Source organism: Williamsia sp. Y712 (assembly GCF_059445525.1).
The window spans coordinates 303,171-316,184 of record NZ_JCAIUN010000004.1; the positions used below are offsets into that span (position 1 = coordinate 303,171).

The following is a 13,014-nucleotide window of genomic DNA, read 5'->3' on the forward strand; positions in this document are numbered from 1 at the left end:
CAATTTCGGTCGAAACCAACTGTGGTTCGACCGGAAGAGGTGGGTTCGGTTGTGCTGTCGGGCGGGGGCTCAGCGGTGGGTGCTGAGCAGGCCCCAGTCCTCGAGTCCCTCATACAGGGGGAAGTCGAGTGCGAGCTGCGAGACGCGGGCCCGCAGCGCAGAGACATCCGCGCCCTGGCCGGCAGCCAGTGCGGTGCCGATGATGTCGGCAACCTCACGGAACTGCTCTTCACCGAAGCCGCGGGTGGCCAACGCGGGCGTACCGATCCGGAGGCCGGAGGTCACCATCGGCGGACGCGGGTCGAACGGCACCGCATTGCGGTTGACGGTGATGCCGACCTGATGGAGCAGGTCTTCGCCCTGCTGGCCGTCGAGGTTGCTGTTACGCAAGTCGACCAACACCAGGTGCACGTCGGTGCCGCCGGTCAGGACCGACACACCGGCCTTGGCGACGTCCTCACCGTTCAGGCGCTCGGCCAAGATGCGGGAACCGTCGAGGGTGCGCTGCTGGCGCTCCTTGAACTCCTCGGTGCCTGCGATCTTGAGCGCCACGGCCTTGGCTGCGATGACGTGCATCAGCGGGCCACCCTGCTGGCCGGGGAACACTGCGGAGTTGAGCTTCTTGGCCCACTCCTTCTTGGCCAGGATGATGCCCGAACGCGGACCACCAAGGGTCTTGTGGACCGTCGACGACACAACATCTGCGTACGGAACCGGCGACGGATGCAGTCCGGCGGCGACGAGTCCGGCGAAGTGGGCCATATCGACCCAGAGGTGCGCACCGACCTCGTCGGCGATGGATCGGAAGGCCGCGAAATCCAGGGTCCGCGGATACGCCGACCAGCCGGCGACGATCACCTTCGGCTTGGTGTCGAGGGCGACCTTGCGCACCTCGTCCATGTCGATGCGGAAGTCTTCTTTGCTCACGCCGTAGAACGCGTTCTCGTAGAGCTTTCCGGAGAAGTTCAGGCGCATGCCGTGCGTCAGGTGACCACCGTGGGCCAGGTCGAGGCCGAGCAAGGTCTCGCCGGGCTCCATCAGCGCGGCCAGGACCGCAGCGTTGGCCTGCGCACCGGCATGGGGCTGCACATTGGCGAACTCCGCACCGAACAGCTCTTTCGCCCGGTTGCGGGCGATGTCCTCGATGACGTCGACGTATTCGCAGCCACCGTAATAGCGGCGTCCGGGGTAGCCCTCGGCGTATTTGTTGGTCAGCACACTGCCCTGGGCCTGCAGCACCGCGCGCGGGACGAAGTTCTCCGACGCGATCATCTCCAGCGTGTCGCGCTGACGGGTCAGCTCGCCGTTCATCGCGGCCGCCACATCCGGGTCTAGCTCAGCCAGGGATGCGGTGTTGACGTCGGTCATTTGTCTCCTTCAGACGCTGCTGCGCGGGCGAATCGGCACGTTCAGTGTAAGAGACCGGGCGGACACCGATTACATGCCCTATTATTCGCCGCCCTCCGTGCTGCTTTTCCGCGCCAACTTGGCTACACCCCGGTAGCCAACTCCGCCCGCAGTCGCCCCGGTGTCAGCGGCTCGTCGAGCAGCCGGCCGAAGCGCACCAGCCGATCCGCCGCAGGCGCGACGTCCAACCACTCCTGCAGCAGGCGGTACCCCTCGACGTAGGTGCTGATGTACGCCCGCCACAACGGTGACGACAGAAAACGCAGCATCTGCCGGGCCCGTTCGTCGGTGGCGAGTAGCCAGGTCTGCAGATACGTCGCAACGGTGTCCTGATCGGCGCCGCGGTCGTGCAGTAGCAGTGCCGCGTCCTGGCGCACGCCGAGCAATCCAGCGGTGGCCCTGCCGATGGCATTGGCGCGCTCACCGTCGAACCGCAATCCGAGGTCGGCGTAGATGTCCTGCGCCCACAGGCCCCACTCGGGCCCGATCGCGGCGCTCAGCGCATGGTCGGCGAGACCTTCTGCCATCAGGCATTGCGGGGTGTTCACCAGGAAGATCGACTGCTCGACCTGACCGGAACCGACCAGCAATTGCTCTTTTCGGCAGTGTTCGGTGTGGTGACCCGGATACGCCTCATGTGCGATGAGGTGCGGCAGCGACGACATGTGCTGGGTGAGATCACCATTGATCGCAACCTTGGACCGGTAGTCGCCCAGGTAGTAGTTGAAGCCGGACCACGGCTTGTCGCTGACCACCTCGAAGTCGACGAACTCCGACTCTGGCAGCGCGTAGGTACCCCGCACCCGTTCCCGCAGTGCGCCGCTGAACGCCGACACCACCTCGGCGACCCGGTCCTGCGGGATCTCCTCGGCCCGTTTGTGCGCGGCGTAGCGCTCTGCGAGATCACCGGTGCCGGGCAGCAACTCATCCAGTTCGGTGTGGGCGCGGCGATAGGTGTCCGGATCACCCATCGTGATGTCGACGTCGAAATAGTTGCGGACTTCCTCGACGAACCCGATGTCATCGCCTGCGAACTTTCGCGCCGAACATTCGAGTGCCCGCAGCGCCGAATCGACGAACTCGGTGCGTATCTCACCCAATCCGGCGCCAGGGAGTTCATCGCGCAGCGAAGCCGCCTGATGGGCAAGGTCTCTCGGATCGGGTGCCGGGGCGTTCTCGACCTCTCGTCGCAATGCCGAATCACCGGTGAACGCGTCGACGAAACCCTCTTCGAGACGATCAAATGCCAGGCCCAGCCGCAGATACCGCGACGTGATCGCTTCGTTGTGCATGGGGTCAAACGCTACCGAAGTGACCCCGGAGTTGTTGCCCTCGGATGCATTCGCAAGGATGACTCCATGCCGCGGGTCCCACGGATCGAAAGTTGACATGTCACGGATAACCGAGCCGAGTCCGTATATCGAACTCGATCGCCGCCAGTGGCGAGATCTGCGCCAATCGATGCCGATGGTGCTGACCGAGAGTGAGCTGCGCGAATTGCGCGGCCTCGGCGAACAGATCGACCTCACCGAGGTCGCGGATGTCTACCTGCCGCTCTCTCGTCTGATCCACCTGCAGGTTGCTGCCCGGCAACGCCTGTTCGCCGCGACGGCCACCTTCCTCGGCGAACGCAAACCCGAGCGACAGGTGCCGTTCATCATCGGTGTCGCAGGCAGCGTGGCGGTGGGAAAGTCGACCACCGCCCGCGTGTTGCAGGCGCTACTCGCCCGCTGGGAATCCCACCCCACCGTCGACCTGATCACCACGGACGGATTCCTCTACCCCACCGCGGAGTTGGAGCGCCGCGGAATCATGCACCGCAAGGGTTTCCCCGAGTCCTATGACCGCCGGGCCCTGCTGCGATTCGTGACCGAGGTGAAGTCCGGTGCCCGCGATGTCTCGGCTCCGGTGTATTCGCACGTTTCCTACGACATTGTCCGCGGCACCAAACACCATGTGCGCCAACCCGATATCCTCATCGTCGAGGGACTCAACGTGCTGCAGACCGGAGCCCGGCTGATGGTGTCGGACCTCTTCGACTTCTCGATCTATGTCGACGCCAGGATCGAAGACATCGAGGACTGGTACATCACGCGGTTCCTGGCCATGCGGACCACGGCCTTCGCCGATCCGAACTCACACTTTCACCACTACTCGTCACTGACCGATGATCAGGCGACACTGGCGGCCCGCGACATCTGGAACGGCATCAACCGGCCGAATCTGGTGGAGAACATCCTGCCGACGCGTCCCCGGGCGACGTTGGTGCTTCGCAAGGACGCCAATCACGCGATCAATCGGGTGCGTCTACGCAAGATCTGAGGACAACGGGGTTCTGTCGGAACCCCGGCGCTCACTTACCGAATCGGCGGCTGCGGGCACCGTAGTCACGGAGCGCACGCAGGAAGTCGACGCGACGGAACGCCGGCCAATAGGCGTCGGTGAACCAGATCTCGGAGTACGCGCTCTGCCAGAGCAGAAAGCCCGAAAGGCGTTGTTCACCAGATGTTCTGATCACCAGGTCGGGATCAGGCTGGCCGCGGGTGTAGAGATTCTGGTCGATGGCGTCCACGGTGACCGCATCGACCAACTCTTCAGGGGTATCGCCGGCCGCGATCCGGTCGGTGAGCAGCGAACGCACCGAGTCCACGATCTCCTGGCGACCCCCATAGCCCACCGCCACGTTCACGGTCGGGCCGACCCGGCTTGCGGTCTGCTGTTCGGCGGCCTTCAGCCGACTCGACACCTCGACCGGCAGTTGATCAAGCGCGCCAACCACTTTCACGCGCCACGGCTGACCGGGCGCGGAGATCTCCTCCACGATGTCCGGGACGATCTGCATCAGCGCGCCGAGTTCTTCGGTGTCGCGACTGAGGTTCTCGGTCGAGAGCAGGTAGATGGTGACCGTCGAGATGTCGAGCTCACTGCACCAGGTGAGAACTTCGGCGATCTTCTGCGCACCGACCCGATGCCCATGATTGACGTTCTCGAACCCGGCCTCACGTGCCCATCGACGGTTGCCATCACAGATGATCGCGATGTGACGAGGTATACGTTCCGGATCGAGATAGTGGGTGAGCCGACGCTCGTAGACCCGGTACATGGGTCCACGCATGGCGTCGGGAATCAGCTTCACTGGGTACACCTTACGCGGCGTGGAGATCGGTCGATGCTTACCTGGGCTACCGTAGATTGTGGTCTCCTCCGAACTCGCACGACTCGCCGAATTGCAGCCCCGCATGCGGGGTTGGATTCACCTGTACGCCGGCTTCACCGCCATCGTCACCGGGATCGTGCTCGTCGCCGTCGCGTGGGCGATGGTGGGCCCGATGGCCGCCTTGGCCTGCGGTATCTACGCACTGACGGTCTGCGGGGTCTTCGGGGTCAGCGCCACCTACCACCGGGTGAACTGGACCACCGACGCCGCCAAGATGTGGATGAAGCGGGCCGACCATTCGATGATTTTCATCTTCATCGCGGGCAGCTACACACCGTTCTGCGTGATCGGGCTGGAGCCGCCCACCCAGACGGTGGTGTTGATCATCGTGTGGGCCGGGGCACTGGCCGGGGTCACCCTCAAAATGCTCTGGCCCAGCTCACCGCGCTGGCTCGGTGTGACGCTTTACATCATCCTTGGCTGGACGATCATTGCCGTCGCACCGACGCTCATCGACTCGGTGGGTGTCACCGTGCTGGTACTCCTGGCCGTCGGCGGATTCTTCTACACCGTCGGTGGTGTCCTCTACGCGACGCAGTGGCCCAACCCGTGGCCGAGCACCTTCGGCCACCACGAGTTCTTCCACGCCTGCACCGTCATTGCGGCGCTGGTCCACTACGTCGCGGTGTGGGTGGTGCTGTTCAGATAGCGGCGGTCGGGGCCTTGGCTGCCGAAAGTGTCTGCACCACAGCAACCGTGGCATCCCAGTCCATGCACTTGTCGGTGACCGACTGGCCGTAGGTCAGCACCTCGGCGTCCGGCGACTGCGCACCCGCGACAAGGAAGCTCTCCAACATCACGCCGCTGATACCGTGCTGACCACCGACGATCATCTCTGCGATGTCGGTGGCGACCACGGCCTGCTGGATGTGGTCCTTGCCCGAGTTGGCGTGCGAGCAGTCGACCATGACCAGTTCCGGCAGTCCGGCCTTGGCCAGTGCAGCGAGCGTGGCGGTGATCGAGTCGACGGCGAAGTTCGGTCCCGATGTACCGCCTCGCAGGATGACGTGGCAGTCCTCGTTGCCCGCGGTCTCGACGATCGCGCCCCGGCCGAAGTCATCGACACCGAAGAAGACGTGCTCGGCGGCAGCAGCTTTCACTCCGTCGACGGCAACCTGGATGTTGCCGTCCGTTCCGTTCTTGAAGCCGATCGGCATCGACAGACCCGACGCGAGCTGGCGGTGCACCTGCGACTCGGTGGTCCGGGCGCCGATCGCGCCCCATGCGACAGCGTCGGCGATGTACTGCGGACTCGTCGGCTCGAGGAACTCGCAGCCGACGGGCAGACCGAGGTCGATGATGTCGAGGAGCAACGCGCGGGCGGTACGCAGACCGCGCTCGACGTCGAACGAACCATCCATGCCCGGGTCGTTGATCAGGCCCTTCCATCCGACGGTGGTGCGAGGCTTTTCGAAGTACACCCGCATCACGATCTTGAGCCGGTCGGCGTGCTCGACGGCCAGCGACGCGAGGCGACGTGCGTAGTCCAGCGCGGCAACGGTGTCATGAACCGAACACGGTCCGACGATGACGAGCAGGCGGTCGTCGCGTCCGGCAAGGATGTCGGCGATCTCATCGCGATCGCGCTGCACGACGGCGGCGCGGCGATCGGTCAACGGCAGTTCGGCCCGCACGGTGTTCGGTGACGGGATCTCGCGGAAGGCGCGGATACGACGGTCGGACGTCTCAGGTCCGACCAAGGTCGCCTGCTCGGCCTGCGGGGTGGTGGTTTCGCTACTCATGATGCGTGCCTTCCTGATTTCGGCGAGCACCTGCACTCATGTAACCGGTGCCCTGACAAAGAAAAAAGCAGCGACCATGGTGGTCACTGCTCGGGGCTCCGGGTGTTGGCGCGCGTTTAGTACAGCGCAGTATCGGCGGCTCCACCCGGAGCCTCGATAAAGCGCCAATAGGCACCAGCACAAATGATGTTCACGCCGGCCAACGTAGCACGGCGCTCACCTGCCACCCAAAACGCCTGTCCACCGCAGGAATGCTCCGGCCCGATGACTCCCTCAGGGGTGACCTCGATCGATCACCCTGGACAGCACGATGATGCTCTCGGAGTGATCGACGGTCTCGGCGGCCCGGATCCGTTCGAGGGCCACCTCCAGGTGCTGGACATCGCGCGCGACCACCCGCAGGATCGCGTCGGCCGGACCGGTGACCGTGGCAGCGCTGACCACTTCGGAGATGTGTTCCCACGATTTGGCGAGGATGTCCGGGGCGATGGTGCCCCGGCAGAACACCTGGACGTACGCCTCCGTGGTCCATTGGAGCGCCGCCGGATCGGTGACGACGGTGAATCCGCGGATCACACCCGACGACACGAGACGATCCACCCGCCGCTTCACAGCCGGGGCCGACAGCCGCACGCACTCCCCGATCTGCGCATAGGTTTGCCGTGCATCACGAGTCAGAGCGCCCAAAATCGCCTCGTCGATCTCGTCCAGCTCAGCCACCGGCCACCCCTCTTTCGCTTCACGCAACAGATCTTTCCATTGTGCCAGATTGCGCAATAGATAGTTGGCCTCAACACAACGCACGCAGATTGATTGCGTCACAGGGGCTTCCTACGATCAATGAGTGACCATCACCGAGTTCGCGCATGCCACCAGAACCGATCGAGTCGCCTCACCGCGCAGGTACGCGATGACCTCGCCGGTCCACTTCGAGGTCACCTACCAGATCAACCCGTGGATGGACCCGAACGTGGCCGTCGACACCGCACGGGCCTACCAACAGTGGGACAAGCTCCGCCAGACGTATATCCAACTGGGACATTCTGTTTCAGAAATACCCCCGGTTCCGGGGCTACCCGACATGGTCTACGCGGCCAACGGAGGACTGATCGCAGGCGGCGTCGCGATCGCGGCCGAGTTCCGCCATCCACAGCGCAAACCCGAGGCTGCCGCCTATGCGGCCTGGATGAACGAATCCGGCCTGGGGCCGGTACGGACGGTCTCCGGAATCAACGAGGGCGAAGGCGATTTCCTGGTGGTCGGCGATCGCATCCTGGCGGGCACCGGTTTTCGGACGGACCGCACCACCCACCAGCAGGTGCAGCACCTCACCGGACTCCCGGTGATCAGCCTCGAACTCGTGGATCCGAGGTACTACCACCTCGACACCGCACTCGGTGTGCTCGATGCCGACACCATCACGTATTACCCCGCCGCGTTCTCCGAGAGCGCACAGCGCCTCCTCACAGATCTCTACCCCACCGCGATCGCGGCGGACGCCGCCGACGCCGCAGTGCTGGGACTGAACCTGGTCTCCGACGGTCTCAATGTTGTGATGACCGACGACGCACCACATCTGGCAGCACTCCTGACCGCAGCCGGGTTCAATCCGATCGGGGTGGACCTGTCCGAATTGCTCAAGGGCGGCGGCGGCGTCAAATGCTGCACACTCGAGCTACGAAGAGACGGGGTCGAGCCATGACCATCGACATCACCCATTCCCTCGATCCGATCATCTCCTCAGCCGAACACATCACCCTGGTCGACGACTTTGCCGCACACAACTATTCACCGCTCCCCGTTGTCGCGGCCACCGCCGAGGGCGCCTGGATCACCGATGTCGAAGGCCGCCGCTACCTCGATTGCCTGGCCGGGTATTCGGCGATCAACTTCGGCCATCGCAATCGGGAGATCATCGCCGCCGCCACTGACCAACTCGGCCGTCTCACGTTGACCAGCAGGGCTTTTCACTCCGATCGTCTCGGCCCTTTCTGCCGGGATCTGGCCGCACTCTGTGGCAAGGAGATGGTGCTGCCGATGAACACCGGTGCCGAAGCGGTGGAATCGGCCATCAAGGTGGCCCGCAAGTGGGGTACCGAGGTCAAGGGTGTGCAGACAGGTCAGGCGTCGATTGTGGTGGCGGAGGGCAATTTTCACGGCCGGACCACCACCATCGTGAGTTTCTCGGACGACGAGATCGCCCGCACCGGTTTCGGTCCGTTCACACCCGGATTCCGCATTGTTCCATTCGGTGACGCCGCGGCTATGGCCGCCGCCGTCGACGACACCACCGTTGCGGTACTGATCGAACCGATCCAGGGTGAGGCCGGCATCATCGTCCCACCGGACGGCTACCTCGCCGATGTTCGTGAACTCTGCACCACCGCAAATATTTTGATGATCTGCGATGAGATCCAATCCGGTCTCGGCAGAACCGGAACCACCTTCGCCTGTGACCATTGGGGCGTGGTCCCCGACCTCTACACGCTGGGCAAGGCCCTGGGCGGCGGCGTACTTCCGGTGTCGGCCGTGGTCGGCGACAGCAACGTCCTCGGGGTACTTCGTCCCGGCGAGCACGGCTCGACCTTCGGCGGCAATCCCCTTGCTGCCGCGGTCGGTTCGACGGTGGTGCACATGCTGGGTACCGGCTACTGGCAGGATCGTGCGGCCACGCTCGGCGTACATCTGCACGACCGGCTACGGGCGATGATCCCAGGCGGTGTCATCGCGGTCCGGGGGCTCGGCCTGTGGGCAGGCGTCGATGTCGATCCGGAACTGGGCACGGGCAAGGATCTCTGCAAGAAACTGGCCGAGCGCGGTGTGCTGGCGAAGGACACCCACGGCAGCACCCTGCGATTTGCGCCACCGATTGTCATCACGATCGACGAAATCGATTGGGCGATGGATCAGTTCGCAGCGGTTCTACACGCCTGATCCCCGCCCACTCGTCGGGGTCAGGCCAGTTGCGCTGCAAGTCCTTCGGCGGTGGTGACCGGGAGCCCACACACCGATCCACGGCAGACATAGGCGGCTGCTTCACCGTTCACCGGGGGCCGTCCGGCCAGTAGCGGCTGAGAATCGACGACGCCACCGACCACGATGGCTCCGCCAGGCGCTCGCGCACGCGCCTGGGTGAGCAGTCCGGTGGAGTCGACGTCGGGCTGCGACACCGCGATCTGAAGTGGCCCGGCCAGACGAGCGGACGCGATGGCCAGCCAATGCCCCGCCGACCGCGGCAGCTTCGCCAGCAGCACGGACCCCCGGGCCAGGGTGTCGTCCGCAAGTGCCATGTAGGCATCGGCACTACGCGGGACGCGATCGATCGGTGCCAGCGGCGCGGCGGTCAGCAGCGCCTCGGCCACCAACGAGGTGCCCGCCGGTGTTGCCCCGTCGATCGGATCCCGCGGCCGTGTCAGCAACGCGTCGGCGTCCGATCCGGCGTCGTACCACGACCCGGACACCTCCGGGTCTGCAAAAAGATCAATCGTGCGATCGAGGAGATCGAGTCCACGATCTCGCCAATCCTGTTCTCCGGTCACCTGATAGAGCGCCAGCAGCGCGGTGACCAGTGCGGCGTGATCGTCGAGCATCGCCAGTGGCGCACCGGCCACACCATCGAGTGAGGACCGCCGCAGCCGTCCATCAGGCTGATGACGTGCGAGCAGCTCCCCGGCGCACCAGGTGGCCAGATCGATCCACTCCGGACGTTCGAGTCCGGCGCCGGCTTCGGCAAGTGCGGTGATGGCCATGGCATTCCAGCCGGTCACCACCTTGCCATCGATCCCCGGTTGCGGTCGCAACGCCCGAGCAACCGACAACCGCGCCCGCACAGACTCGAACCGGCCGATGTCGTCGGGGTCCGCGCGTAGTTGCAACGTCGACGCACCTTCTTCGAAGGTGCCCGCCGCGGTCACGGTGAACAGCTGCGCTGCCCACTTCCCGTCTGCGTCCCCGAGTACATCGACCAATTCCTGCGGCGTCCACACATATGTCAGGCCTTCACGACCGTCGGTGTCGGCATCGAGAGCTGAGGCGAATCCGCCGATCACCTTGAGGTCGCGTTCCAGAAAACCGATTGTCTCCTCGGTGACCTTCTGCGCCAACGGATCTGAGGTGACGCGTGCCAGGTGCGCGTACACCCGCAGGAGTTGGGCATTGTCGTAGAGCATCTTCTCGAAATGCGGGACCACCCAGTCCTGGTCCACCGCGTACCGGGCGAAACCACCGGCGAGCTGATCGTAGATACCCCCGCGGGCCATCACCGACGCGGTGCGGTCCGCCGTCTCGAGACCTCTCGGGTCGCCGGTGCGTTCTGATTCGCGGATCAGTCCTTCGAGTAACGCCGACGGCGGAAACTTCGGGGCGCCACCGAATCCGCCGTAGTCGCGATCCTCGTCCTCGAGGACCTTGGTCACGGCGTATGCGAGTAGTTGATTGTCGAGGGCGAGTTCCGGATCCGGCAGGCCGGCAGCGTTTGCCGCGAGTTGCTCGGCGACAGCGGCCCCCACCCGGTGGACCTCGTCCCGTTTGGAGTTCCAGGTCTCGGTGATCGCGTCGAGGAGTTGCACAAACGACGGCAGACCGTGCCGCGGTACCGACGGGAAGTAGGTGCCGCAGTAGAAGGGTTCACCATCCGGCGTCAGGAAACAGGTCATCGGCCACCCGCCCTGGCCGGTCATCGCGACCGTGGCATTCATGTAGATGGCGTCGATGTCGGGCCGCTCTTCGCGGTCGACTTTGATGCACACGAAGTGGCGGTTCATCACCGTTGCGGTGGTCTGGTCCTCGAACGACTCGTGCGCCATGACGTGGCACCAATGGCATGCCGCGTAGCCGACCGACAACAGGATCGGCACGTCGCGCTCGCGCGCCCAGTCCAGGGCGTCGGCGCTCCACTGCTGCCAGTGCACCGGATTGTCGGCGTGCTGGCGCAGATAGGGGCTTGTCGCCTCAGCGAGACTGTTGCTGCCTCGGGTCACCATCGGTCCCGTCATCGGCGGCCTGATCGTCTTCAGGATGGTCCCAGTCGAACTTCTTCGGCAGTTTCTTGAGGTGCCGGTTCATCGACCAGATCAAGAAAACTGTTCCCACCAGCAGCAGAACGACCACCAGCAAACCCAGCGGGGATGCCTTGCCGAACTCGGGGCCTTCGGGGGCGGCGAGTACGTCGGTCAACTGCGCTGCGGCATAGGTCATGTTCATCCCACAACCTCCTCATCAGCGGTGATTCCGGCAAACAAATCGGTCTCGGGAATCGCGGTCTTGACGCGGGTCTTGGCCAGCTCGAACTCTTCGGTGGGCCAGAGTCGTTGCTGCCAGTCCATCGGGACCGCGAAGAAGATTCCGTTGGGATCGATCTGCGTGGCGTGGGCCAGCAGCGCCTCATCGCGCTTCGGGAAGTAGTCGCCACAGGTCACCTGCGTGGTGACCCGGCCCATCGTGTTCCCGCGTTCGGGATCCCAATTCGACAACCACTCGGCGAAGGGACTCTCTTTGCCGATCTTCTCGTACTCGTCGGAGAACAGGATCATCCGATCGCGAATGAATCCGTGGGTGTAGTAGATCTTCGACACCGCCCAGGGCTCTCCGGCGTCGGGGAACTGTTCGGGATCGGCAGCGGCCTCGTAGGCGGCCATCGACACCTCATGGTCGCGGATGTGGTCGGGATGCGGATAGCCACCGTGCTCGTCGTAGGTGATCATCACGTGTGGCTTGAACTCGCGGATCACCTTGACCAGCGCCTCGGTGGGGATCTCCAGCGGGATGGCCGCGAACGAACCCTCGGGAACCGGCGGTTTCGGATCGCCCTCGGGCAGACCCGAGTCGACGAAGCCCAACCATTGCTGGCGGACACCGAGCGCGGCCGCTGCCTTGGCCATCTCTTCTCGACGAACCTCCGGCAGGCGCTCGACGATGCCCGGCAGATCCATCGCGGGATTGAGGATGTCGCCGCGTTCACCGCCGGTCAGGGTGACCACCAGAACGTCGTGTCCTTCGGCGGCGTATTTGGCCATCGTGGCCGCGCCTTTACTGGACTCGTCGTCGGGGTGCGCGTGCACCGCCATCAGTCGTAGTCCAACCACGCGATTTCCTCACCTTCACAACAGCCCGATATTCGGGTTCAATACTCCCACCGTCGGCACCGGCCATGGCGCACCGGGACCCGGTTTCACCTCCATGGTAGGTATGAACACATGACAAGCCCTCGCACACCACCGCCGGGGCGCTACCCCACCGACCGCTCACCACGCTCTCGCCGCGTGTGGTCGATAGGCCTGACTGCCCTGGTCATCGCCCTCGGCGTGCTCATCGCGTGGGTTGGCTACAACAACTTTTCCGACCCCGACATCTCCGGAGAAGCCGCCGGCTACGAGATCCTGAACGACACCAGTGTTGAGGTGAAGTTCACAGTTACCCGCAAGGATCCCGGCGTTCCGGCCACCTGCATCTTGCGTGCCCGATCCCTGGACGGCAGTGAGACCGGCCGCCGTGAGGTCTACATCCCGGCGTCCACCGAATCCCGATACTCGACGTCCGAGGTCGTCAACACCTCGGCAGCCCCCGTGGTCGGCGAGGTCTACGGATGCAGCACGACGGTCCCGGAGTATCTGGTCGCACCCTGACCTGAACCACCCGGCCACGGGTCGT

Annotated in this window: 12 protein-coding genes and 1 pseudogene; 5 read left to right on the top strand and 8 right to left on the bottom strand. The window is 64.5% G+C overall.

Features of this window, described 5'->3' with window-relative positions; genetic code table 11:
* Nucleotides 1-69: 69 nt before the first annotated feature.
* Together glyA and AC1D75_RS24555 are read right to left on the bottom strand one after the other, a co-directional pair.
* Complete coding sequence (gene glyA, locus AC1D75_RS24550) at nt 70-1,368, bottom strand: serine hydroxymethyltransferase (protein WP_495517948.1); 1,299 nt, start codon at nt 1,366-1,368, stop codon at nt 70-72.
* A 122-nt stretch (nt 1,369-1,490) separates the two neighbouring features.
* On the bottom strand, nt 1,491-2,699 hold the full coding sequence (locus AC1D75_RS24555) for a DUF885 domain-containing protein (RefSeq protein WP_495517949.1): 1,209 nt from the start codon (nt 2,697-2,699) through the stop codon (nt 1,491-1,493).
* 97 nt (nt 2,700-2,796) lie between these two features.
* Here AC1D75_RS24555 and coaA point away from each other — a divergent pair, with 97 nt between their 5' ends.
* Complete coding sequence (coaA, locus tag AC1D75_RS24560) at nt 2,797-3,729, top strand: type I pantothenate kinase (protein ID WP_482138252.1); 933 nt, start codon at nt 2,797-2,799, stop codon at nt 3,727-3,729.
* A 31-nt stretch (nt 3,730-3,760) separates the two neighbouring features.
* Here coaA and AC1D75_RS24565 read toward each other — a convergent pair whose 3' ends face one another.
* Nucleotides 3,761-4,543 (bottom strand): isoprenyl transferase, encoded by a 783-nt coding sequence (locus AC1D75_RS24565; protein WP_482138251.1) that lies wholly within the window; start codon nt 4,541-4,543, stop codon nt 3,761-3,763.
* A gap of 103 nt (nt 4,544-4,646) precedes the next feature.
* On the opposite strand from AC1D75_RS24565, the gene trhA reads away from it, so the two are divergent.
* A complete protein-coding gene (gene trhA / locus AC1D75_RS24570) occupies nt 4,647-5,273 on the top strand; it encodes a PAQR family membrane homeostasis protein TrhA (RefSeq protein WP_495518404.1) in 627 nt (208 codons plus the stop codon).
* On the opposite strand, the gene AC1D75_RS24575 is transcribed toward trhA, so the two are convergent.
* Together AC1D75_RS24575 and AC1D75_RS24580 are read right to left on the bottom strand one after the other, a co-directional pair.
* A complete protein-coding gene (locus AC1D75_RS24575; RefSeq protein WP_495517950.1) occupies nt 5,266-6,366 on the bottom strand; it encodes a 3-deoxy-7-phosphoheptulonate synthase in 1,101 nt (366 codons plus the stop codon). The genes trhA and AC1D75_RS24575 overlap by 8 nt on opposite strands.
* Before the next feature lie 273 nt (nt 6,367-6,639).
* Complete coding sequence (locus AC1D75_RS24580) at nt 6,640-7,086, bottom strand: Lrp/AsnC family transcriptional regulator (RefSeq protein WP_482138247.1); 447 nt, start codon at nt 7,084-7,086, stop codon at nt 6,640-6,642.
* 124 nt (nt 7,087-7,210) lie between these two features.
* Between AC1D75_RS24580 and ddaH the strand changes: the two genes are divergently transcribed.
* Both ddaH and rocD read left to right on the top strand, forming a co-directional pair.
* Complete coding sequence (ddaH, locus tag AC1D75_RS24585; RefSeq protein ID WP_495517951.1) at nt 7,211-8,068, top strand: dimethylargininase; 858 nt, start codon at nt 7,211-7,213, stop codon at nt 8,066-8,068.
* Nucleotides 8,065-9,300 (top strand): ornithine--oxo-acid transaminase, encoded by a 1,236-nt coding sequence (gene rocD / locus AC1D75_RS24590; RefSeq protein ID WP_495517952.1) that lies wholly within the window; start codon nt 8,065-8,067, stop codon nt 9,298-9,300. The genes ddaH and rocD overlap by 4 nt, the downstream gene beginning before the upstream one ends.
* Before the next feature lie 20 nt (nt 9,301-9,320).
* Here the strand turns inward: rocD and AC1D75_RS24595 are convergent, their stop codons facing one another.
* The 3 genes and pseudogenes from AC1D75_RS24595 to mca form a co-directional block, all read right to left on the bottom strand.
* Nucleotides 9,321-11,360: a thioredoxin domain-containing protein gene (locus AC1D75_RS24595; RefSeq protein ID WP_495517953.1), complete on the bottom strand. Its 2,040-nt coding sequence runs from the start codon at nt 11,358-11,360 to the stop codon at nt 9,321-9,323.
* Nucleotides 11,347-11,568 (bottom strand): annotated as a pseudogene (locus tag AC1D75_RS24600) (hypothetical protein); the annotation flags it as partial. The pseudogene AC1D75_RS24600 and the gene AC1D75_RS24595, both read right to left, overlap by 14 nt.
* Nucleotides 11,565-12,431, bottom strand: a complete 867-nt coding sequence (gene mca / locus AC1D75_RS24605) for a mycothiol conjugate amidase Mca (RefSeq protein WP_495518405.1) — start codon at nt 12,429-12,431, stop codon at nt 11,565-11,567. The pseudogene AC1D75_RS24600 and the gene mca, both read right to left, overlap by 4 nt.
* Nucleotides 12,432-12,560: 129 nt before the next feature.
* Between mca and AC1D75_RS24610 the strand changes: the two genes are divergently transcribed.
* Nucleotides 12,561-12,989 (top strand): DUF4307 domain-containing protein, encoded by a 429-nt coding sequence (locus AC1D75_RS24610; RefSeq protein ID WP_495517954.1) that lies wholly within the window; start codon nt 12,561-12,563, stop codon nt 12,987-12,989.
* The last annotated feature ends 25 nt before the right edge of the window (nt 12,990-13,014 follow it).

Bases quoted from the DNA above. Each gene is read 5' to 3' on its own strand.
- AC1D75_RS24595 (WP_495517953.1), bottom strand. From the start codon at position 11,360: ATGACGGGACCGATGGTGACCCGAGGCAGCAACAGTCTCGCTGAGGCG.
- AC1D75_RS24575 (WP_495517950.1), bottom strand. From the start codon at position 6,366: ATGAGTAGCGAAACCACCACCCCGCAGGCCGAGCAGGCGACCTTGGTC.
- trhA (WP_495518404.1), top strand. From the start codon at position 4,647: ATGCGGGGTTGGATTCACCTGTACGCCGGCTTCACCGCCATCGTCACC.
- coaA (WP_482138252.1), top strand. From the start codon at position 2,797: ATGTCACGGATAACCGAGCCGAGTCCGTATATCGAACTCGATCGCCGC.
- AC1D75_RS24555 (WP_495517949.1), bottom strand. From the start codon at position 2,699: ATGCACAACGAAGCGATCACGTCGCGGTATCTGCGGCTGGGCCTGGCA.
- rocD (WP_495517952.1), top strand. From the start codon at position 8,065: ATGACCATCGACATCACCCATTCCCTCGATCCGATCATCTCCTCAGCC.
- AC1D75_RS24610 (WP_495517954.1), top strand. From the start codon at position 12,561: ATGACAAGCCCTCGCACACCACCGCCGGGGCGCTACCCCACCGACCGC.
- mca (WP_495518405.1), bottom strand. From the start codon at position 12,431: ATGGCGGTGCACGCGCACCCCGACGACGAGTCCAGTAAAGGCGCGGCC.
- glyA (WP_495517948.1), bottom strand. From the start codon at position 1,368: ATGACCGACGTCAACACCGCATCCCTGGCTGAGCTAGACCCGGATGTG.